At 56.8% G+C, this 20,971-nt stretch carries 18 protein-coding genes; 13 read left to right on the plus strand and 5 right to left on the minus strand.

All coding sequences use genetic code 11. The features are described 5' to 3' along the window. Positions 1-119 precede the first annotated feature (119 nt). On the plus strand, positions 120-2,672 hold the full coding sequence (gene mrcA, locus ACW9E7_RS18795) for a peptidoglycan glycosyltransferase/peptidoglycan DD-transpeptidase MrcA (RefSeq protein ID WP_458728198.1): 2,553 nt from the start codon (positions 120-122) through the stop codon (positions 2,670-2,672). Positions 2,673-2,760: 88 nt separating this feature from the next. Here mrcA and nudE read toward each other — a convergent pair whose 3' ends face one another. Next, complete coding sequence (gene nudE, locus ACW9E7_RS18800) at positions 2,761-3,321, minus strand: ADP compounds hydrolase NudE (RefSeq protein ID WP_008503041.1); 561 nt, start codon at positions 3,319-3,321, stop codon at positions 2,761-2,763. 324 nt (positions 3,322-3,645) lie between these two features. Here nudE and ACW9E7_RS18805 point away from each other — a divergent pair, with 324 nt between their 5' ends. From ACW9E7_RS18805 to pckA, 5 genes are all read left to right on the plus strand, one after another. Beyond that, positions 3,646-5,781 carry an intracellular growth attenuator family protein gene (locus ACW9E7_RS18805; protein ID WP_458728199.1) on the plus strand — a complete coding sequence of 712 codons (2,136 nt, stop codon included), beginning with the start codon at positions 3,646-3,648 and terminating at the stop codon, positions 5,779-5,781. Positions 5,782-5,847: 66 nt separating this feature from the next. Next, positions 5,848-6,531, plus strand: coding sequence for a GMP/IMP nucleotidase (gene yrfG, locus ACW9E7_RS18810; protein ID WP_127732494.1), 684 nt, complete (start codon positions 5,848-5,850; stop codon positions 6,529-6,531). Next, on the plus strand, positions 6,528-6,929 hold the full coding sequence (gene hslR / locus ACW9E7_RS18815; protein ID WP_458728200.1) for a ribosome-associated heat shock protein Hsp15: 402 nt from the start codon (positions 6,528-6,530) through the stop codon (positions 6,927-6,929). Before yrfG ends, hslR begins: the two co-directional genes overlap by 4 nt. Before the next feature lie 17 nt (positions 6,930-6,946). Next, positions 6,947-7,831: an Hsp33 family molecular chaperone HslO gene (gene hslO / locus ACW9E7_RS18820; RefSeq protein WP_161495995.1), complete on the plus strand. Its 885-nt coding sequence runs from the start codon at positions 6,947-6,949 to the stop codon at positions 7,829-7,831. A 348-nt stretch (positions 7,832-8,179) separates the two neighbouring features. Beyond that, on the plus strand, positions 8,180-9,799 hold the full coding sequence (gene pckA / locus ACW9E7_RS18825; RefSeq protein ID WP_248235478.1) for a phosphoenolpyruvate carboxykinase (ATP): 1,620 nt from the start codon (positions 8,180-8,182) through the stop codon (positions 9,797-9,799). Positions 9,800-9,865: 66 nt separating this feature from the next. Here the strand turns inward: pckA and envZ are convergent, their stop codons facing one another. Beyond that, positions 9,866-11,212 carry a two-component system sensor histidine kinase EnvZ gene (gene envZ / locus ACW9E7_RS18830; protein WP_008503047.1) on the minus strand — a complete coding sequence of 449 codons (1,347 nt, stop codon included), beginning with the start codon at positions 11,210-11,212 and terminating at the stop codon, positions 9,866-9,868. After that, positions 11,209-11,928 (minus strand): osmolarity response regulator transcription factor OmpR, encoded by a 720-nt coding sequence (gene ompR, locus ACW9E7_RS18835; RefSeq protein WP_001157751.1) that lies wholly within the window; start codon positions 11,926-11,928, stop codon positions 11,209-11,211. Before ompR ends, envZ begins: the two co-directional genes overlap by 4 nt. Before the next feature lie 232 nt (positions 11,929-12,160). On the opposite strand from ompR, the gene greB reads away from it, so the two are divergent. The 5 genes from greB to feoC all read left to right on the plus strand — a co-directional run bounded on the left by greB (position 12,161) and on the right by feoC (position 18,180). Beyond that, positions 12,161-12,634: a transcription elongation factor GreB gene (gene greB, locus ACW9E7_RS18840; protein ID WP_458728201.1), complete on the plus strand. Its 474-nt coding sequence runs from the start codon at positions 12,161-12,163 to the stop codon at positions 12,632-12,634. Between the two features lie 88 nt (positions 12,635-12,722). Next, entirely contained in the window at positions 12,723-15,053 is a 2,331-nt protein-coding gene (locus tag ACW9E7_RS18845) for a Tex family protein (protein ID WP_458728202.1), read from the plus strand. 303 nt (positions 15,054-15,356) lie between these two features. Further along, entirely contained in the window at positions 15,357-15,584 is a 228-nt protein-coding gene (gene feoA, locus ACW9E7_RS18850; protein ID WP_008503050.1) for a ferrous iron transporter A, read from the plus strand. Between the two features lie 30 nt (positions 15,585-15,614). Further along, a complete protein-coding gene (feoB, locus tag ACW9E7_RS18855; protein ID WP_458728203.1) occupies positions 15,615-17,933 on the plus strand; it encodes a Fe(2+) transporter permease subunit FeoB in 2,319 nt (772 codons plus the stop codon). Between the two features lie 10 nt (positions 17,934-17,943). Then, a complete protein-coding gene (gene feoC, locus ACW9E7_RS18860; protein WP_048976275.1) occupies positions 17,944-18,180 on the plus strand; it encodes a [Fe-S]-dependent transcriptional repressor FeoC in 237 nt (78 codons plus the stop codon). 33 nt (positions 18,181-18,213) lie between these two features. Here the strand turns inward: feoC and ACW9E7_RS18865 are convergent, their stop codons facing one another. Next, the gene (locus tag ACW9E7_RS18865; protein ID WP_048976276.1) at positions 18,214-18,483 is read right to left on the minus strand and encodes a YdgH/BhsA/McbA-like domain containing protein; all 270 of its coding nucleotides are present in this window, start codon (positions 18,481-18,483) and stop codon (positions 18,214-18,216) included. Positions 18,484-18,594: 111 nt separating this feature from the next. Further along, the gene (bioH, locus tag ACW9E7_RS18870; protein ID WP_252093621.1) at positions 18,595-19,368 is read right to left on the minus strand and encodes a pimeloyl-ACP methyl ester esterase BioH; all 774 of its coding nucleotides are present in this window, start codon (positions 19,366-19,368) and stop codon (positions 18,595-18,597) included. Between the two features lie 36 nt (positions 19,369-19,404). Here bioH and gntX point away from each other — a divergent pair, with 36 nt between their 5' ends. Next, positions 19,405-20,088 (plus strand): DNA utilization protein GntX, encoded by a 684-nt coding sequence (gene gntX / locus ACW9E7_RS18875; protein WP_127732505.1) that lies wholly within the window; start codon positions 19,405-19,407, stop codon positions 20,086-20,088. 61 nt (positions 20,089-20,149) lie between these two features. After that, on the plus strand, positions 20,150-20,725 hold the full coding sequence (nfuA, locus tag ACW9E7_RS18880; RefSeq protein WP_008503055.1) for a Fe-S biogenesis protein NfuA: 576 nt from the start codon (positions 20,150-20,152) through the stop codon (positions 20,723-20,725). Positions 20,726-20,971 lie beyond the last annotated feature (246 nt).

Raw genomic sequence — 20,971 nt, forward strand, 5'->3', positions numbered from 1 at the left:
CTTCACGATCTCCTTATCGCCCGTCGTCTTGACGGCTATATCAATGAATCAGGCTTGCCTTTATACTACCGCGCGATTGTTTAGAAACTGCCCAAGTGAAACCAAATGGGAAATCTCCGGTGAAGTTCGTAAAGTATTTATTCATCCTTGCAGTCTGTTGCATTCTGCTGGGAGCAGGCTCGATTTACGGTTTGTACAAATATATTGAGCCACAGCTGCCTGATGTCGCCACGCTTCGCGATGTGCGCCTCCAGATTCCGATGCAAGTCTATAGCGCCGATGGCGAGCTGATGGCGCAGTATGGCGAGAAGCGCCGTATTCCGCTGACCTTAAACCAAATTCCACCCGTGATGGTGAAAGCCTTTATCGCCACGGAGGACAGCCGTTTTTACGAGCACCACGGTGTCGATCCGGTGGGAATTTTCCGTGCCGCGAGCATTGCGTTGTTTTCTGGTCACGCCTCTCAGGGGGCGAGCACCATTACGCAGCAGCTGGCGCGTAACTTCTTCCTCAGCCCTGAAAAAACGCTAATACGTAAGCTCAAAGAGGTGTTCCTTGCGATCCGTATTGAGCAGCTGCTGAGCAAAGACGAAATCCTTGAGTTGTACCTCAACAAAATCTACCTGGGCTACCGCGCCTATGGCGTGGGGGCTGCCGCACAGGTGTACTTCGGCAAGCCTGTTGAGCAACTCACCTTAAGCGAAATGGCCACCATAGCCGGGCTGCCAAAAGCACCATCCACGTTTAACCCGCTTTACTCGCTCGATCGCGCCACCGCGCGTCGCAACGTCGTCCTGTCACGTATGCTGAGCGAAGGCTACATCAGCCAGAGCGAATACGACCAGGCGCGTAACGATGTCATTGACGCTAACTACCACGCCCCTGAGATCGCCTTTGCATCTCCTTACCTGACCGAAATGGTTCGCCAGGAGATGGTGAATCGCTATGGTGACAAGGCCTATGAAGATGGCTATCGCGTGTACACCACCGTCACCCGCAAAGTCCAGCAGGCGGCTCAGGAAGCGGTACGGAACAACGTGATGGACTACGATATGCGTCACGGCTATCGCGGCCCGTCAAACGTGCTCTGGAAAGTAGGCGAAAGCGCGTGGGACAGCAAAAAAATCACCAGTACGCTGAAGGCGCTGCCAACCTATGGTCCGCTCCTGCCTGCCGTGGTGACGCAGGCCGATCCTCAGGAAGCCGTTGCGACGCTCGCGGACGGCACCTCCGTCTCTCTGCGCATGGACGGTGTCCGCTGGGCGCGTCCGTACCGCTCGGATACCCTACAGGGCGCAACGCCGCGTAAAGTGACCGATGCAGTTCAGACCGGGCAGCAAATCTGGGTGCGCAAAGTAGGCGAAGCCTGGTGGCTGGCACAGGTGCCGGACGTCAACTCGGCCCTGGTCTCAATCAATCCACAGAACGGTGCGATCCTGGCCCTGGTCGGCGGGTTTGATTTCAACCAGAGCAAATTTAACCGCGCCACGCAGGCGCTGCGTCAGGTCGGTTCCAATATCAAACCGTTCCTCTACACGGCCGCGATGGATAAGGGACTGACCCTCGCCAGCATCCTCAACGACGTGCCAATCTCCCGCTGGGATGCCGGTGCGGGTTCCGACTGGCAGCCGAAGAACTCCCCTGCGGAGTATGCCGGTCCTATTCGTCTCCGTCAGGGTCTGGGGCAGTCGAAAAACGTGGTGATGGTGCGCGCCATGCGCGCGATGGGCGTTGACTATGCCGCAGAGTATCTGCAGCGCTTTGGTTTCCCGGCACAGAACATCGTTCGCACCGAGTCGCTGGCGTTAGGCTCGGCCTCGTTTACGCCGCTTCAGGTCGCCCGCGGGTACTCGGTGATGGCTAACGGCGGCTTCCTGGTTGACCCGTACTTCATCAGTAAAATCGAGAACGATCAGGGCGGCGTGCTGTTCGAAGCGAAGCCGAAAATTGCCTGTCCTGAGTGCGATATCCCGGTCATTTACGGCAATACGCCGAAATCCGAGGTGCTTGAGAATAAGGACATGGAAGACCCTGCCGTGTCGCAGGAGCAGCAGAACGGCGTTGTGCCGCAGCCGCAGCTCGAGCAGGCGAACCAGGCACTGGTGGCGCAGACCGGCGCGCAGGAGTACGCACCGCATGTGATCAACACGCCGCTGTCGTTCCTGATTAAGAGCGCGCTGAACACCAACATCTTCGGTGAACCGGGCTGGCAGGGTACCGGCTGGCGCGCAGGGCGTGATTTGCAGCGCCATGATATCGGCGGTAAAACGGGTACAACCAACAGCTCGAAAGATGCGTGGTTCTCCGGCTACGGCCCGGGCGTGGTGACATCAGTCTGGATCGGCTTCGACGATCACCGCCGTGATTTAGGTCGTACCACGGCATCCGGCGCGATTAAGGATCAGATTTCCGGCTACGAAGGCGGAGCGAAGAGCGCGCAGCCGGCCTGGGATGCCTACATGAAGTCCGCTCTTGAAGGTGTGCCGGAGCAGCCGTTAACGCCGCCGCCAGGCGTGGTGACGGTCAATATTGACCGTAGCACCGGTCAGCTTGCCAACGGCGGTAATAGTCGCGAAGAGTATTTCATTGAGGGCACCCAGCCAACCACACAGGCGGTGCACGAGGTGGGTACAGAGATTATCGATAACGGCGAAACGCACGAGCTGTTCTAACCACAAAGCAAAACGGCAACCTCTGGTTGCCGTTTTTGTGTTTGCTCCCTTTCCCTCAGGAGAGAGTTGGGGTGAGTACATCAGGCCACTACAGTCGCCCCTGCCCCTTCAACCACTCCCGTACCAGGAACAGCGCGCTCACGTTGCGGGCCTCATTAAAGTCAGGGTCTTCCAGCAGATCCATCAGGTGCGCTAACGGCCAGCGAACCTGCGGCAACGGCTCCGGCTCATCCCCTTCCAGCGATTCAGGATAGAGATCTTCAGCCACCACAATATTCATTTTGCTGGAAAAATAGGACGGTGCCATGCTCAGCTTTTTCAGGAATGAAAGCTCATTCGCCCCGAACCCCACCTCTTCTTTCAGCTCGCGGTTTGCCGCTTCAAAGACGGTTTCACCCGGGTCGATAAGCCCTTTCGAGAACCCGAGCTCGTAAGATTCCGTTCCCACAGCGTATTCGCGGATCAAAATCAGATGATCGTCAACAATGGGAACAATCATCACCGCTTCGCGCGAAGAAGGGCGCATACGTTCATAAACGCGACGCACACCGTTGCTGAACTCCAGATCCACACTTTCGACATTAAACAGGCGCGATTTGGCGACAGTTTCAACATTCAGAATGGTGGGTTTTTGTAGTGGTTTGCTCATCTTGATGGGTCTTAGCAGTGAGAACTGGCGTTATTGTGCGATACGCTGCACGGTTTCGGCAATGTCAATTGTTCTTTATTTACATTTATGCAACGTATTTGAGATCAATCCTCAATTCAAAACAAATGTCAAGAGGTTGAAATGTTTCCAGGAATTTGCTGATATCGCGCCATAACAGGCTTTGCTATCATCACCGGTCACTGGGATGCGCTTCAGAATGCTCAAGTTCGACTCCATACTTGCCGATAGCCAACCACAGACTCTCATTCAATGTAAAGGTGCTACTGACTACACCTGTAAGAAGATAAGTAAGATGGGGAAAGCATGAGCACCATTTTGATTGTTCTCGCTGCTATGCTGGCCGGTGCGTTGGTTGCAGGGTGGTTTTACAGGCGCCGCGTACAGCGCCGTTATCGCCTGCCCTTTTTAAATGCATTTGCGGGTGCAAGCACGCGTAAACTTACGCAAGACGAGCGCGATGCGGTTGAAAACTATCTCGAAATCCTGAACCGTACTCAATTAACGCCTGGGCCAACGGGAGCCACCGCTGCGCCCGTCGCGCTAAATCTTAATGCACAAAGTGATACCGTGCTCTGCGTGACGCGCTCCATCACGCGCTATGGCATCACTACTGATGACCCTAACAAATGGCGCTATTACCTTGATTCCGTCGAAGTGCATCTGCCCCCGTCCTGGGAGCAATACATTAACGACGAAAACAGCGTTGAGCTGATTCACACCGACTCGTTGCCCCTGGTTATCTCGCTTAACGGCCATACGCTGAATGAATACCTTCAGGAAGCCCCTCGTTTTGCGCTGGAACGCGCCAGTTCAACGCAGGCCTCCATTCGTGGCGAAGAGACTGAGCAGATTGAACTGCTGAATATTCGCCAGGAAACCCATGAAGAGTACGCTCTGAGCCGCCCGGACGGCATCCGCGAAGCCATTCTGATCGTTGCTGCCTTCCTGCTCTTTTTTATCTGCCTCCTCACGCCGGATGTGTTTGTCCCCTGGCTGGCTGGCGGTGCGGTTCTGCTGCTGGCGGGCGGGCTTTGGGGGCTCTTTGCCCCACCGGCCAAAACCTCGTTGCGCGAAATCCACTGCCTGCGCGGAACGCCAAAGCGCTGGGGCCTCTTCGGTGAAAACGATCAGGAACATCTCAACAATATCTCGCTCGGTATTATCGACCTGATCTACCCGCGCCACTGGCAACCGTGGATCGCGCAGGACCTGGGGCAGAAAACCGACATTGATATCTACCTTGACCGCCACGTTGTGCGTCAGGGGCGCTTCTTATCCCTGCATGATGAAGTGAAAAATTTTCCGCTTCAGCACTGGCTTCGCAGCACGGTCATTGCCGGCGGCGCCGCGCTGGTCTTAGTCATGCTGCTGCTTTTCGTGCCGCTGGATATGCCCATTAAATTCACCCTGTCGTGGATCAAAGGGGCGCAAACCATTGAAGCGACCAGCGTCAACAAACTGGATGAAGCCGGTGTGCGCGTGGGGGACACGCTGCGCCTGAAGGGAACCGGGATGTGTAATATTCACACCCCGGGGGCGTGGAACATGCGCCAGAACTCACCGTTTATGCCGTTCGATTGCTCACAAATTATCTGGAACGACGCACCGCCGCTGCCGCTGCCGGAATCCGAAGTCGTGAATAAAGCCACGGCTCTTACCCAGACGGTTAACCGCCAGCTGCACCCGAAACCGGACGATGATTCACGCGTTAGTCCCGCACTGCGTTCGGCCATTCAAAAATCAGGCATGGTTCTGCTGGATGATTTTGGTGACATAGTCCTGAAAACGCAGGATCTTTGTTCCTCTCAGGATGAGTGCATACGTCTTAAAAATGCCCTGGTAAACCTCGGGAACAGTAAAGACTGGGACTCGCTGGTGAAACGCGCCGAAGCGGGACGGCTGGATGGCGTCAACGTGCTGCTGCGGCCGGTTAGCGCTGAATCTCTTGATAACCTGGTCGCCACCTCGACGTCACCGTTCATGATGCGCGAGACCACCCGTGCGGCTCAGGCGCTGAACAGCCCGGCACCGGGCGGCTTTGTAATTGCAAGCGATGAGGGCAGCGACCTGGTCGATCAGCCTTATCCGCAGGTGGCGCTTTATGATTATCCGGCGCAGGAGCAGTGGAGCCAATTCCAGCGCCTGGCGCAGATGCTGATGCAAACGCCGTTCAGCGCAGAAGGGATTGTCACGAGTATTTATACCGACGCCAACGGCACTCGCCATATCGGCCTGCACCGGATGCCGGATAGCGCTGGGCTGTGGCGCTACATCGGCACCTCGCTGCTGATGACCGCGATGCTGATCGCCATTTTCTGGAACGGTTTTATGGCCCTGCGCCGCTACCAGCGCTCGCGCACGCGGCTTGCCGACATCCAGCAATATTACGAAAACTGCCTCAATCCTAAGCTGATCCCCTCGTCTGAGAGCCTGATCTGATAACGTCGTTGCGCGACAAGATGTGCTACCCTGTCGCGCACGTTTCTTCTGGCTGGAGTTCCCCTAATGCATCTTGATATCGCCTGGCAGGAGGTTGATACCGTTCTGCTGGATATGGACGGCACGCTGCTCGATCTCGCCTTTGATAACTATTTTTGGCAAACGCTGGTTCCAGAAACCTATGGCGAACAGCAGGGGATCTCCCCGGCAGAAGCGCAGGCATTCATTCGTTCGCAATATAGCGCCGTGCAACATACGCTAAACTGGTACTGTCTTGACTACTGGAGCGAGCGCCTCGGTCTGGATATTTGTGCCATGACTACCGCCCAGGGCCCGCGCGCCGTTCTGCGCGAAGATACATTGCCCTTTCTGGATGCGCTGAAAGCAAGCGGCAAGCGTCGTATCTTGCTGACCAACGCGCATCCACATAATCTGGCGGTGAAGCTGGAACATACGGGTCTGGCGTCGCACCTTGATTTATTACTTTCCACCCACACATTTGGTTATCCGAAAGAGGATCAGCGGTTGTGGCATGCGGTGAAGGAAGAGACGGGTTTGCAGCCGGAACGTACGTTGTTCATTGATGACAGCGAGCCCATTCTGGATTCTGCCGCAAGGTTTGGCATTCGCTACTGTCTGGGCGTTACCAATCCTGACTCTGGCCTGGCTGAAAAAAGCTATCTGCGCCACCCGGGACTGAACGACTATCGCCAGATGATCCCCTCACTGACCGTGAAGGAGACGCCATGAAAGAAAAACCCTCAGACGGGGTAAGACTGGATAAATGGCTGTGGGCAGCGCGTTTTTACAAAACACGCGCCCTTGCCCGCGAGATGGTTGACGGCGGAAAAGTGCATTACAACGGCCAGCGCAGCAAACCGAGCAAGCTGGTTGAGCTGAATGCCACCTTAACGCTGCGTCAGGGCAACGATGAACGTACGGTGGTGGTTAAAGCCATTACCGAACAACGTCGACCCGCAGCGGAAGCCGTAATGCTTTATGAAGAGACGGCGGAGAGCATTGAAAAGCGCGAGAAGACCGCGCTGGCGCGCAAAATGAACGCGCTGACGATGCCACACCCGGACCGGCGGCCGGACAAAAAAGAGCGCCGCGATCTGATGAAATTTAAACACGGTGAGACTGATTAACCTCACCCGCACGAGAGATGAAAATGGCCCAACACGACCAATTACACCGCTATCTGTTTGAACAATTCGCCGTGCGCGGCGAGCTGGTCACCGTATCCGAAACCTGGAAACAGATTCTGGAAAACCACAATTACCCGCTGCCGGTGAAGACCCTGTTGGGCGAACTGCTGGTTGCCACCAGCCTGCTTACCGCAACGCTGAAGTTTGCCGGGGATATCACCGTGCAGCTGCAGGGCGACGGCCCGATGACGCTGGCGGTCATCAACGGCAATAACCAGCAGCAGATGCGCGGCGTGGCGCGCGTTCAGGGCGACGTGCCAGAAAATGCTGACCTCAAAACGCTGGTAGGTAACGGCTACCTGGTGATCACCATCTCCCCAGAGGAAGGTGAGCGCTATCAGGGCGTGGTCGGTCTGGAAGGCGATACCCTGGCAGCCTGCCTGGAAGATTACTTCATGCGCTCCGAGCAGCTGCCGACGCGTCTGTTCATCCGCACCGGTGAAGTGGACGGCCAGCCTGCTGCGGGCGGTATGCTGCTGCAGGTTCTGCCTGCCCAGGACGCTCAGACCAATGATTTTGAGCACCTGGCGACGCTGACCGAAACCATCAAGGCGGAAGAGCTGTTCAACCTGTCGGCGACCGACGTGCTGTGGCGTCTGTACCACGAAGAAGAAGTGACCGTCTACGACCCGCAGTCCGTGGAGTTTAAGTGCACCTGCTCCCGCGAGCGCTGCGCTGGCGCACTGAAAACCCTGCCGGATGAAGAGATCGACAGCATCATGGCGGAAGACGGCGAAATTGATATGCACTGTGACTACTGCGGTACGCACTATGTATTCAATTCGATGGATATCGCTGAGATCCGCAACAACGCCTCCCCGGCGGATCCGCAGGTTCACTAAAGCTCTCTTTCCCCTCACCCTCTCCCCAAAGGGGAGAGGGTGAGGGGTAAAAACGCCACCCAAGCTGAATCGTTTTCCCAATGTAACTCTTACGTAATTTTCTTACGTGTATGCGATTACATTCACATTCTTTCCGATAAAATCACCAGCCTTTAACCTTTTCGGAACATTTTCCCCACCCAAAAAGCGATTCCTGCGATAATCCGCCTGCGCCGTGACTGGAGTCGCAGCGTTTTCCGTTAGTAAGGGTTTTGTCCAGATGCGTGAATCTATGAGCCCCGTCGCGGTAAACAACCTCAGAAAAACCCTACAATTTCAGGCAGTACATATTGGCTAAGGAGCAGTGATATGCGTGTTACTGGTTTAACCCCGCAAGATCTCAAGGCTTATGGTATTCACGACGTCCAGGAAATCGTCTACAACCCCGACTACGATACGCTGTATCAGGAAGAGCTCAATCCAGCACTGGAAGGATACGAGCGTGGTGTGTTGACGAATCTTGGTGCTATCGCCGTCGATACCGGTATCTTTACCGGTCGTTCGCCGAAAGATAAGTATATCGTCCGAGACGAAACCACCCGCGATACGCTGTGGTGGGCTGACAAGGGCAAAGGGAAGAACGACAACAAACCGCTCTCCCCGGAAACCTGGCAGCACCTGAAAGGGCTCGTCACCCATCAACTTTCCGGCAAGCGTTTGTTTATTGTCGACGCTTTCTGCGGCGCTAACGCCGATACCCGTCTCTCCGTGCGTTTTGTCACCGAAGTGGCCTGGCAGGCGCATTTCGTGAAAAACATGTTTATCCGTCCAACCGACGAAGAGCTGCAGGACTTCACCCCTGATTTCATCGTGATGAACGGCGCGAAATGCACCAACCCACAGTGGAAAGAGCAGGGTCTGAACTCCGAAAACTTTGTGGCCTTCAACCTGACCGAGCGTATCCAGCTGATCGGCGGTACCTGGTACGGCGGCGAAATGAAGAAAGGGATGTTCTCAGTCATGAACTACCTGCTGCCGCTGCGGGGCATCGCCTCCATGCACTGCTCGGCTAACGTCGGTGAAAAAGGCGACGTGGCGGTCTTCTTCGGCCTGTCCGGCACCGGGAAAACCACCCTGTCCACCGATCCAAAACGTCGCCTGATTGGCGATGACGAACACGGCTGGGATGACGATGGCGTATTCAACTTTGAAGGCGGCTGCTACGCGAAGACCATTCGCCTGTCTGAAGAGGCCGAGCCGGATATCTTCCACGCGATCCGTCGCGATGCGCTGCTGGAAAACGTCACCGTGCGTGCCGACGGCTCCATCGACTTCGACGATGCGTCGAAAACGGAAAACACCCGCGTCTCTTATCCGATCTACCACATCGACAATATCGTGAAGCCGGTGTCAAAAGCGGGTCATGCCACGAAGGTTATTTTCCTGACGGCGGATGCGTTCGGCGTTCTGCCTCCGGTGTCTCGCCTGACGGCCAGCCAGACGCAGTACCACTTCCTTTCCGGTTTCACCGCCAAGCTGGCGGGTACCGAGCGCGGCGTGACGGAGCCAACCCCAACCTTCTCCGCCTGCTTCGGCGCGGCCTTCCTGTCGCTGCACCCGACGCAGTACGCTGAAGTGCTGGTGAAACGCATGCAGGCATCCGGCGCGCAGGCATACCTGGTGAACACCGGCTGGAACGGCACCGGCAAACGTATCTCTATCAAAGATACCCGCGCCATTATCGACGCCATTCTGGATGGTTCTCTGGACGACGCCGAAACCTTCACGCTGCCAATGTTTGACCTGGCGATCCCAACGTCGCTGCCGGGTGTGGATACGCATATCCTCGACCCGCGCAATACGTACGGTTCGCCGGAGCAGTGGCGTGAGAAAGCGGAATCGCTGGCGAAGCTGTTTATTGAGAACTTCGAGAAGTATACCGATACCCCGGCGGGTGCTGCGCTGGTGAGCGCGGGTCCAAAACTGTAGTCCATGTCGGGTGGCGGCTTCGCCTTACCCGACCTACAAAAAAGGGTGGCTCGTGCCACCCTTTTTTCAACTCTCTTTCACCTGCCCTCGCGTCACCGGAACCGGCAACCAGGCGCGAATGCTCAACCCACCGCGCTCGCTGGTGCCAATCTCCAGCAGTCCGTTGTGGTTATCCACAATACGCTGCACAATCGCCAGGCCTAAGCCCGTACCGCTGGTGCTGCGCGCGCTATCGCCGCGCACAAACGGCTGGAACAGATGCTTACGCTGCTCGGGCTTGATGCCCGGACCGTCGTCTTCCACCTGGAACCAGGCGCGGTTGAGCTCAGACCCGCTGCTGACCTTAATCCAGCCGTTGCCGTAGCGCGCCGCGTTGACCACCATGTTGGCGACCGCACGTTTAATGGAGAGCGGGTGCATACGAACCTGAATTTCACCGGCCTGAAGGTCAGTATCAATCTCGCGCTCGTAGCCGCTTTCCGCCGCCACCACTTCGCCCAGCACCGCGTTCAGATCCGCCATCTCCATTGGCATCTCCTGCCCGGTGCGCAGGTAGTCGATGAACTGCTCAATGATGGCGTTACACTCTTCAATGTCCTTATTGATGGACTCGGCAAGGTAACCGTCCTCTTCTCCCATCATCTCCGTCGCCAGACGAATACGCGTTAGCGGCGTGCGCAGGTCGTGGCTGACGCCCGCCATCAGCAGCGTACGGTCATCCGCCAGCTGCTTCACGCCTGCCGCCATATGGTTAAAGGCACGCGTCACTGAACGGACTTCCGAGGCGCCATACTCGCGCAGCGGAGGAGGAATAATCCCTTTACCGACCTGCAGCGCAGCGTGCTCCAGGTCGACCAGAGGTCGGTTCTGTATACGGATAAATAGCCACGCGCCGCCTATCGCCAGCAGCATAATCGCCAGGGTATAGCGGAACAGCGGTGAGAAATCGCCCTGATGGATTTCGGTCAGCGGAACGCGAACCCAAATATTGGGTGACAGCCAGGTTTTCAGCCAGACGACGGGCGAGCTTTTGTTGACCTCAACGCGCACTTCCGTTGGACCGCCCAGCTGCTGCGCCATCTGCTGGCTTAGGAATTCGTAGTGCTGCGCCCAGCGCAGGCCAGCGTCTTCCGCCGCTTCGTTGGAATAGAGCGAAATGCCCAGTTCACGGTAGATTTCACGGCGAAACGCCGGAGGAACGACGAGCTGCGTGCCGTCCTCCAGCTGCAGCTTATCGGTCATCAGCATACGTACTTCGTAGGCCAGGACCTTATTAAACTGCTGGAGGCTCGGCAGGATCGCAAAGTTCAACACCACCAGGTAGGTCGTCACCAGGCTGACGAACAGCAGGGTGACGATCAGTAACAGGGTGCGGGCAAACGAGCTTCGCGGCGAGAAGCGCATTCGCCTCATGCTTTAGAGCCGTCCGGGACGAACACGTAGCCCAGACCCCATACGGTCTGAATATAACGAGGATGCGCCGGATCTTCTTCCACCATGCGGCGCAGACGGGAGATCTGCACGTCGATAGAGCGTTCCATTGCGGAGTATTCGCGACCGCGCGCCAGGTTCATCAGCTTGTCACGGGAAAGCGGTTCACGCGGGTGGCTGACCAGCGCTTTCAGTACCGCAAACTCGCCGCTGGTGAGCGGCATCGGCTCGTCTTCACGGAACATCTCGCGCGTGCCGAGGTTCAGCTTGAACTTGCCGAAGGCAATAACGGCTTCTTCCTGCGACGGCGCGCCCGGCAGCTCGTTCGCCTGACGGCGCAGCACGGCGCGAATACGTGCCAGCAGTTCACGCGGGTTAAACGGTTTTGGAATGTAGTCGTCCGCGCCGATTTCGAGGCCCACGATACGGTCAACTTCTTCGCCCTTCGCCGTCACCATGATAATCGGCATCGGGTTGCTCTGGCTGCGCAGACGGCGGCAAATAGAAAGCCCGTCTTCGCCAGGCAGCATCAGGTCGAGAACCATCAGGTGGAAAGATTCACGGGTCAGCAGACGGTCCATCTGCTCAGCGTTCGCGACGCTACGAACCTGGAAGCCCTGCTCGGTCAGATAACGTTCCAGCAGCGCACGCAGGCGCATGTCGTCATCCACGACCAGAATTTTGTAGTTCTCTTGCATTGTGTGTACTCCCAAAGGTTCGGATAGTCTTTGTAACAGCGTATTCTAAAAAAGTGCACGTATTCGACCAGTTAATTCTGGTATAAATTCTAGTCGAAATTGTTACAAAGCATATTTAACAGCAGCTTATCTGCTCATTTCATCACATAAATCATTATTAATCCTGTCTGTTACACTGTGTGGTACGTATTGTGCGCAAGACAGTTAACCGGCAGGCAGCAAAGGCTTTACCATGAAAACGCCCCTGATCACCCGCGAAGGGTACGAAAAGCTCAAAAAAGAGATGGATTACCTCTGGCGCGAAGAGCGTCCTGAAGTAACCAAAAAGGTGACCTGGGCGGCAAGCCTGGGCGATCGCAGCGAAAACGCTGACTACCAGTACAACAAAAAGCGGCTACGCGAAATTGACCGCCGGATTCGCTATCTGACGAAGTGCCTCGAGAATCTTAAAATTGTCGATTACTCTCCGCAGCAGGAGGGCAAAGTGTTCTTCGGCGCGTGGGTGGAAATTGAAAACGACGATGGTGACACCCTGCGTTTTCGCATTGTCGGCTACGATGAAATTTTTGGTCGTAAGGATTACATCTCCATCGACTCCCCGATGGCCCGCGCGCTGCTGAAAAAGGAAGTGGGCGATCTGGCCGTCGTGCAGACTCCAGCCGGTGAAGCCAGCTGGTACGTCAATGAGATCGTCTACGTAAAATAGTCCGAGAGCGCCCTCCCCGGCTGGCATTTTGCCGTGCCAGCCCGTATAACTATCCCCTGATTTTTTCGACTCAACAGATGATAAAGCCATGATGAAAGATTCGCTCTGCCGCATTATTGCGGGTGATATTCAGGCCAGAGCCGAACAGGTAGAAGCTGCCGTTCGCCTGCTTGATGAAGGGAACACCGTGCCGTTTATTGCACGCTATCGTAAGGAAGTCACCGGCGGTCTGGATGACACGCAGCTGCGTAACCTGGAGACCCGTCTCGGTTATCTGCGCGAACTGGAAGAACGTCGTCAGGCGATCCTCAAATCCATCGGCGAACAGGGCAAACTGACCAGCGATCTGGAAAGCGCCATTAACGGCACCCTGAGCAAAACCGAATTAGAAGATCTCTATCTGCCGTACAAACCGAAGCGCCGCACGCGCGGGCAGATTGCGATTGAAGCGGGCCTTGAGCCGCTGGCCGACCTGCTGTGGAACGAGCCATCGCACGATCCGGAAACCGAAGCGGCGAAATTTATCGACGCTGACAAAGGCGTGGCGGACACCAAGGCCGCCCTCGACGGCGCACGCTACATTCTGATGGAGCGCTTCGCCGAAGACGCCGCGCTGCTCGCTAAAGTGCGTGATTACCTGTGGAAGAATGCCCACATCGTCTCTACCGTCGTCGCGGGTAAAGAGGAAGAAGGCGCGAAATTCCGCGACTATTTCGATCACCACGAACCGATTTCCACCACCCCTTCCCACCGCGCGCTGGCAATGTTCCGCGGCCGCAACGAAGGCGTGCTCCAGCTCTCCCTGAACGCCGATCCGCAGTTTGACGAGCCGCCGAAAGAGAGCCACTGCGAGCAGATCATTATCGACCATCTCGGCCTGCGCCTGAACAACGCCCCGGCGGACAGCTGGCGTAAAGGCGTAGTAAGCTGGACCTGGCGCATCAAGGTGCTGATGCACCTCGAAACCGAGCTGATGGGCACCGTGCGCGAACGCGCCGAAGATGAAGCGATTAACGTCTTCGCCCGTAACCTGCACGACCTGCTGATGGCCGCCCCTGCCGGCCTGCGCGCGACAATGGGTCTCGACCCGGGTCTGCGTACCGGCGTGAAGGTCGCTGTGGTTGACGGCACCGGCAAGCTGGTGGCGACCGATACCATTTATCCGCACACCGGCCAGGCAGCGAAAGCGGCCGTCGTGGTGGCGGCGCTGTGCGAAAAATACAACGTCGAGCTGGTTGCCATCGGCAACGGTACGGCCTCTCGTGAAACCGAGCGTTTTTACCTCGACGTGCAGAAGCAGTTCCCGAAAGTGACGGCACAGAAAGTGATCGTCAGCGAGGCCGGGGCATCCGTCTATTCCGCGTCCGAGCTGGCGGCCCAGGAATTCCCGGACCTGGACGTTTCCCTGCGCGGGGCAGTTTCTATCGCTCGCCGCCTGCAGGATCCGCTGGCGGAGCTGGTGAAGATCGATCCGAAATCCATCGGCGTGGGCCAGTATCAGCATGACGTGAGCCAGACTCAGCTGGCGCGCAAGCTGGATGCGGTGGTGGAAGACTGCGTAAACGCCGTCGGCGTTGACCTGAACACCGCTTCCGTTCCCCTGCTGACCCGCGTGGCGGGCTTAACCCGCATGATGGCGCAGAACATCGTCGCCTGGCGTGATGAGAACGGCCAGTTCCAGAACCGTCAGCAGCTGCTGAAGGTGAGCCGTCTGGGGCCAAAAGCCTTTGAGCAGTGTGCGGGCTTCCTGCGCATCAACCACGGCGATAACCCGCTGGATGCCTCCACCGTGCACCCGGAGGCGTACCCTGTGGTGGAACGCATCCTGGCCGCCACCCAGCAGGCGCTGAAAGATCTCATGGGTGACAGCAGCGCCCTGCGCAACCTGCAAGCCGTTGATTTCACCGACGACAAATTTGGTGTGCCAACCGTCACCGACATTATTAAAGAGCTGGAAAAGCCGGGCCGCGATCCGCGTCCTGAGTTCAAAACGGCGACCTTTGCCGACGGCGTGGAAACCATGAACGACCTGCTGCCCGGCATGGTGCTGGAAGGCGCGGTGACCAACGTCACCAACTTTGGCGCGTTCGTGGATATCGGCGTGCATCAGGATGGTCTGGTGCATATCTCATCCCTTGCCGACAAGTTCGTTGAAGACCCGCACACCGTGGTCAAAGCGGGCGACATCGTGAAGGTCAAAGTGCTGGAAGTGGATCTGCAGCGCAAGCGTATCGCGCTGACCATGCGTCTGGACGAGCAGCCGGGCGACACCAACGCGCGCCGCGGCGGCAATGGCGGAGGCCGCGAACAGCAGCGTCCCGCCGCGAAAGCGGCAAAACCGCGCGGACGTGATGCTCAGCCTGCAGGCAACAGCGCGATGATGGATGCGCTGGCGGCTGCGATGGGTAAAAAACGCTAAGGTTGTAAATGCCCCTCACCCTAACCCTCTCCCCAGAAGGGAGAGGGCCGGGATGAGGGGAATAATCATATCGAAATATATGAAACCGATTGCATAGCCATATTTAAACCACTAATTATCACCCCGTTAACAAATACTCCCCTTTTCGTTTTCCAGGCAATTCAGCAAATATTGAGCAAGGTCAAACAGGCCGTAAATTAATACCGTAAACAACATTCCGTCACAGTTTTAATATTGCTGATAAAAACTATTCTCATTATCATCCCATAGTAGATAATTTAACCTTTCGTGGAATCAGGCGTTATGCAATTCACTCCAGACAGTGCATGGAAAATTACCGGTTTTACCCGCGAAATTAGCCCAGCCTATCGGCAAAAGCTGCTGTCGCTGGGCATGCTGCCCGGCTCGTCATTTCAGGTCGTGCGCGTGGCGCCGCTGGGCGACCCGGTTCATATCGAAACCCGCCGCGTGAATCTGGTCCTGCGTAAGAAAGACCTCGCATTAATAGAAGTCGAAGCCTTATCCCGATAACAAGCCAGCGGTTTCAGTGAGTCTAAAAAAATGAAAAAGTTAGCTATTGGCTTAATTGGCAATCCTAATTCCGGCAAGACCACCCTTTTTAACCAGCTGACCGGGGCTCGCCAGCGCGTGGGCAACTGGGCGGGCGTGACGGTTGAGCGTAAAGAGGGCCAGTTCACGACGACAGACAACCAGGTGACGCTGGTTGACCTTCCCGGCACCTACTCCTTAACCACCATTTCGTCGCAAACCTCGCTCGATGAGCAAATCGCCTGTCACTATATTCTTGGCGGCGACGCGGACCTGCTGATCAACGTGGTCGACGCCTCAAACCTCGAGCGTAACCTCTATCTGACGCTGCAGCTGCTTGAGCTGGGTATCCCCTGCATCGTGGCGCTCAACATGCTCGACATCGCAGAGAAACAAAAGCTGCGCATCGACGTCGATGCCCTCTCCTCGCGCCTGGGGTGCCCGGTCGTTCCGCTGGTCTCGACGCGCGCTCGCGGTATTGATGCGCTGAAGCTGGCCATTGACCGTCACGCGGGAAATCGCGACGTTGAGCTTGTGCATTACGCCCAGCCTCTCCTGCGCGAAGCCAACGTGCTGGCGCAGGAGATGGACACCGGTATGCCAGCAAAACAGCGCCTGTGGCTTGGCCTGCAGATGCTGGAAGGGGATATCTACAGCCGCGCTTACGCCGGGCATGCGGCCGATAAGCTGGACGCGACGGTAGCCCGTCTTAGCGACGAGCTGGACGACCCGGCGCTGCATATCGCCGATGCGCGTTACCAGGCCATAGCCTCGATTTGCGACGTTGTCAGTAACGCCCTGACGGCAGAGCCCAGCCGCTTTACGGCGGCGGTGGATAAGGTCGTGCTTAACCGCTTCCTCGGTTTGCCCATCTTCCTGCTGGTGATGTACGTGATGTTCCTGCTTGCCATTAACATCGGTGGCGCACTGCAGCCGATTTTTGACGCCGGTTCCGTCGCGGTCTTCGTCCACGGGATCCAGTGGGTGGGTTACACTCTGCACTTCCCGGAATGGCTCACCATCTTCCTCGCGCAGGGGATCGGCGGCGGTATCAATACCGTTCTGCCGCTGGTGCCGCAGATCGGCATGATGTACCTGTTCCTCTCGTTCCTGGAAGATTCCGGCTACATGGCGCGCGCGGCGTTCGTGATGGATCGTCTGATGCAGGCGCTGGGCCTGCCGGGTAAATCCTTCGTCCCGCTGATCGTCGGCTTCGGCTGTAACGTGCCGTCGGTGATGGGCGCACGCACCCTGGATGCGCCGCGCGAGCGTCTGATGACCATTATGATGGCGCCGTTTATGTCCTGCGGTGCCCGTCTGGCCATCTTTGCGGTCTTTGCCGCAGCCTTCTTTGGTCAGCAGGGCGCGCTGGCGGTCTTCTCGCTGTATGTGCTGGGCATCGTGATGGCGATCCTCACCGGTCTGATGCTGAAGCACACCATCATGCGCGGTGAAGCGTCACCGTTTGTAATGGAGCTGCCGGTGTATCACGTGCCGCATCTGAAAAGCCTGGCGATCCAGACCTGGCAGCGCCTGAAGGGCTTTGTGCTGCGCGCCGGTAAGGTGATTGTCATCGTCAGCATTTTCCTGAGCGCGCTGAACAGCTTCACCCTCAGCGGACAGGCGGCAGATAACATTAACGACTCTGCCCTCGCCTCCGTCAGCCGCGTCATCACGCCGGTCTTTAAACCGATTGGCGTGCATGAGGATAACTGGCAGGCAACCGTCGGGCTGTTCACCGGCGCGATGGCGAAAGAGGTGGTTGTCGGCACCCTGAACACGCTTTACACCGCAGAGAACATTCAGGAACAGGAATTTAATCCGGCAGAGTTTCATCTCGGTCATGAACTGCTGGGTGCCGTAGAGGAGACCTGGCAGAGCCTGAAAGACACCTTCAGCCTGAGCGTGCTGGCGAACCCTATTGAGGCCAGCAAAGGCGACGGCGAAATGGCGACGGGAGCCATGGGCGTGATGGGCGAGAAATTTGGCAGCGCGTCCGCGGCCTACAGCTACCTCATCTTTGTTCTGCTCTACATTCCGTGCATCTCCGTGATGGGGGCGATTGCCCGCGAGTCCAGCCGCGGCTGGATGGGCTTCTCCATCCTGTGGGGGTTAAACATTGCGTACTCGCTTTCGACGCTCTTTTATCAAACCGTTAATTTCAGCCAGCATCCGCGCTACAGCCTGGTCTGCATTCTCGCGGTTGTGCTGTTTAACGTGATAGTGCTCGGTTTGCTGCGGCGTGCGCGCAGCCGCGTCGACATCGACCTGCTGGCAAACCGTAAAACCGCCGCGACCTGCTGCAGCAGCCCGGCGGGCGACTGTCACTAAGGAGTAAACCATGGCATCGTTGATTCAGGTTCGTGACCTGCTGGCACTGCAGGGGCGAATGGAGGCGAAACAGCTGAGCCTCAGCCTGCATACGCCGCAGCCGATGATCGATGCCATGCTGGAAAGACTGGAAGCCATGGGGAAAGCCGTGCGGATTCAGGAAGAAGCGGACGGTTGTCTCTCCGGCAGTTGTAAAAGCTGTCCGGAAGGAAAGGCCTGCCTCAGGGAGTGGTGGACGCTGCGTTAACAAAGCCGGGCATCGCTGCCCGGCTTTATCGTATTACTTGTAGACGTCCGCCGTTGCGCGTACGTTTTTGGTCTGTTTTTCTGCACTGGTGACGACGTAGTACGTTCCGCCCAGCTCATCCGCTTTCTTCGACAGCTCTCTGCGAGCATCCATCGGCGCGGTGGTGTCAGACGTAGAAATCTCACCAATTTTCGTCAGATTCATGCTGGCAACTTTATCTTTTTCCAGCTCTTTTGCCGCAAAGACGCCAAATGACAGTGACCCAATAACCAGAGAAGTGACAATACCTGTAACAAGTTTCATAGCCTGACTCTCCATAGGATTGTTGTTTTGATTATCGTAGGCAGAACAACCGCAACGACATCTGGAGTATGGTTGCGGTGTGTTACTTTTTCCAGGCAGGATAGAAAATAATCAGTCGAAACGTTGACTTAACGCAATCAGCGCTGAACAAAATTCCGTCGGATGAGAGATAAACGGGGCATGTGCGGCTTTGGCAACGATCTGCGATTCACTCTCCGGCCAGAGCGAATCCAGCAGCGGAACCACTTTGCGCGGCACAATCCCATCGAGATAACCGTAGATACGCAGGTGCGGCACCGTCAGCGCGGCCAGCGGCTCGCGCAGGTCAACCGTTTTCAGGAGCTCAAGTCCGCCGTTTAGCACCTCAACCTCCGGCATCGGCAGCGAAAGCACGGTCTGCTTCAGCGTTCGGGCATCCTTACGCGCGGTTTCGGTACCCATCGTCTGCAGCGCGAGGAACCGCTCTACGGTCCGCTGGAAATCGTCGCTCAGCTGCTGCTGAAAGCCCGCCAGTACCTCGGGTTTTATCCCTGGCCACGCGTCCTGCGCGCTAAAACAGGGCGACGACGCCACGGTCACTAGCGCTTTTACGCGGTCAGGTCTCGACAGCGCAATCTGGCTCGCCACCAGCCCGCCCAGGCTCCAGCCCAGCCAGATGGCATTTTGCGGAGCAGCGTTCAGAACCTGCTCCGCCATCTCATCAAGCGACATGGCCCCAAAACCGCGGCTGCGGCCATAACCCGGCAAATCCACCAGATGCAGCGTGAAATGCGAGGCGAGTTCCTCGCTTACGCAACGCCATACTTCAGCATTCAGTCCCCATCCGTGCAGCAGCACAAGATGGCAATTTCCTGTCCCGACGGTCTGCCACCACAGCGTCTTCATCAGTTACTGTTCTCTTTTTTCACATGGAGGTTGCACATGCTAACAGTACCTGGGTTGTGCTGGCTATGCCGAATGCCGCTGGCACTAGGCGGGTGGGGCATCTGCTCCGTCTGTACGCGATCGCTGCAATGGCGTATCGGGATCTGCCCACAATGTGGTTTACCGGCCACGAATCCCGCTTTGCCCTGTGGCCGTTGCCTGAAAAAGTCCCCGCCGTGGAGCGCGATGGTGGCGGTGGATGATTATGTTCCACCGCTGAACAGGCTGATCCATGCGCTGAAGTTTTCCGGGCAGAGCTCGCTGGCACAGCCCCTTGCTCGCCTGCTGTTGCTGGCGGTTTTGCAGGCGCGACGTCAGCGGGCACTGCCGAAAATCGACATGGTGGTGAGTGTCCCCCTTTACCGACGTCGTCACTGGCGGCGCGGCTATAACCAGAGTGACCTGCTCTGCCGTCCCCTCGCACGGTGGCTCGGCTGTCGGTATGATGCCCGCGCGCTGACACGTGTTCATGCCACCGCCATCCAGCATCAGCTCAGCGCCCGGCTTCGCAAAAGAAACCTCAAAAATGCCTTTCGCCTTGAATTGCCGGTCGACGGGCTCCATATCGCGATTGTGGATGATGTTGTCACCACAGGCAGTACCGTTGCTGAACTTTCCCGACTGCTTTTGCAAAGCGGCGCCGCGTCGGTTCAGGTATGGTGTCTGTGCCGTACCTTGTAGCCCTTCTTCAATGGGCGTATGATTATACCCAGGTAATTTAGTCAACTATTAGGCCAAAGCTATGATCCGTATTTCCGATTCTGCACAAGCGCACTTTGCCAAACTGCTGGCAAATCAGGAAGAAGGGACGCAGATCCGCGTGTTTGTGATTAATCCAGGCACTCCGAATGCAGAATGTGGTGTTTCGTATTGTCCTCCGGACGCTGTGGAAGCTACTGACACTGCCCTTAAGTTTGAACAGCTCACCGCCTATGTTGATGAGCTGAGCGCACCGTATCTTGAAGATGCGGAGATCGACTTCGTCACCGATCAGTTGGGTTCTCAGCTTACCCTGAAAGCGCCGAACGCGAAAATGCGTAAAGTGTCTGACGATGCCCCTCTGATGGAGCGCGTTGAGTATCTGCTGCAATCCCAGATCAACCCACAGCTGGCGGGCCACGGCGGCCGTGTTTCCCTGATGGAAATCACCGACGAAGGTTTTGCCATCCTGCAGTTTGGCGGCGGTTGTAACGGTTGTTCAATGGTCGATGTCACCCTGAAAGAAGGGATCGAGAAGCAGCTGCTGAACGAGTTCCCGGAACTGAAAGGCGTGCGTGACCTGACCGAACACCAGCGCGGCGAGCACTCTTACTACTGATTCATTGCCCATCTGTATTGCCCGGTGGCGCTGCGCTTACCGGGCCTACAAAACCCTGCTCCCCCTCTTCGCTCCCCTCTATATGTTGACCTGCGTCTCATAATTCACATTTTGCCTGCCAGGGTGATTCTCAATCACGTCATGTTACCCGTATCATTCTCATGGGCACTAAGCACACCCATAACAGCCGACTAAACTTAATCGTTTAAAAGGCATCAGTATTAGTGCCGTTACTTCTCTGTTCCC

This window comes from Enterobacter sp. H2G27 (assembly GCF_054403075.1).

Excerpts from the sequence above, each read along its gene's own strand:
- nfuA (WP_008503055.1), top strand. The coding sequence starts at position 20,150 with ATGATCCGTATTTCCGATTCTGCACAAGCGCACTTTGCCAAACTGCTG.
- nudE (WP_008503041.1), bottom strand. The coding sequence starts at position 3,321 with ATGAGCAAACCACTACAAAAACCCACCATTCTGAATGTTGAAACTGTC.
- yrfG (WP_127732494.1), top strand. The coding sequence starts at position 5,848 with ATGCATCTTGATATCGCCTGGCAGGAGGTTGATACCGTTCTGCTGGAT.
- feoA (WP_008503050.1), top strand. The coding sequence starts at position 15,357 with ATGCAATTCACTCCAGACAGTGCATGGAAAATTACCGGTTTTACCCGC.
- ompR (WP_001157751.1), bottom strand. The coding sequence starts at position 11,928 with ATGCAAGAGAACTACAAAATTCTGGTCGTGGATGACGACATGCGCCTG.
- hslR (WP_458728200.1), top strand. The coding sequence starts at position 6,528 with ATGAAAGAAAAACCCTCAGACGGGGTAAGACTGGATAAATGGCTGTGG.
- envZ (WP_008503047.1), bottom strand. The coding sequence starts at position 11,212 with ATGAGGCGAATGCGCTTCTCGCCGCGAAGCTCGTTTGCCCGCACCCTG.
- hslO (WP_161495995.1), top strand. The coding sequence starts at position 6,947 with ATGAAAATGGCCCAACACGACCAATTACACCGCTATCTGTTTGAACAA.
- feoB (WP_458728203.1), top strand. The coding sequence starts at position 15,615 with ATGAAAAAGTTAGCTATTGGCTTAATTGGCAATCCTAATTCCGGCAAG.
- ACW9E7_RS18865 (WP_048976276.1), bottom strand. The coding sequence starts at position 18,483 with ATGAAACTTGTTACAGGTATTGTCACTTCTCTGGTTATTGGGTCACTG.
- bioH (WP_252093621.1), bottom strand. The coding sequence starts at position 19,368 with ATGAAGACGCTGTGGTGGCAGACCGTCGGGACAGGAAATTGCCATCTT.
- greB (WP_458728201.1), top strand. The coding sequence starts at position 12,161 with ATGAAAACGCCCCTGATCACCCGCGAAGGGTACGAAAAGCTCAAAAAA.
- pckA (WP_248235478.1), top strand. The coding sequence starts at position 8,180 with ATGCGTGTTACTGGTTTAACCCCGCAAGATCTCAAGGCTTATGGTATT.
- ACW9E7_RS18845 (WP_458728202.1), top strand. The coding sequence starts at position 12,723 with ATGATGAAAGATTCGCTCTGCCGCATTATTGCGGGTGATATTCAGGCC.
- ACW9E7_RS18805 (WP_458728199.1), top strand. The coding sequence starts at position 3,646 with ATGAGCACCATTTTGATTGTTCTCGCTGCTATGCTGGCCGGTGCGTTG.
- feoC (WP_048976275.1), top strand. The coding sequence starts at position 17,944 with ATGGCATCGTTGATTCAGGTTCGTGACCTGCTGGCACTGCAGGGGCGA.
- gntX (WP_127732505.1), top strand. The coding sequence starts at position 19,405 with ATGCTAACAGTACCTGGGTTGTGCTGGCTATGCCGAATGCCGCTGGCA.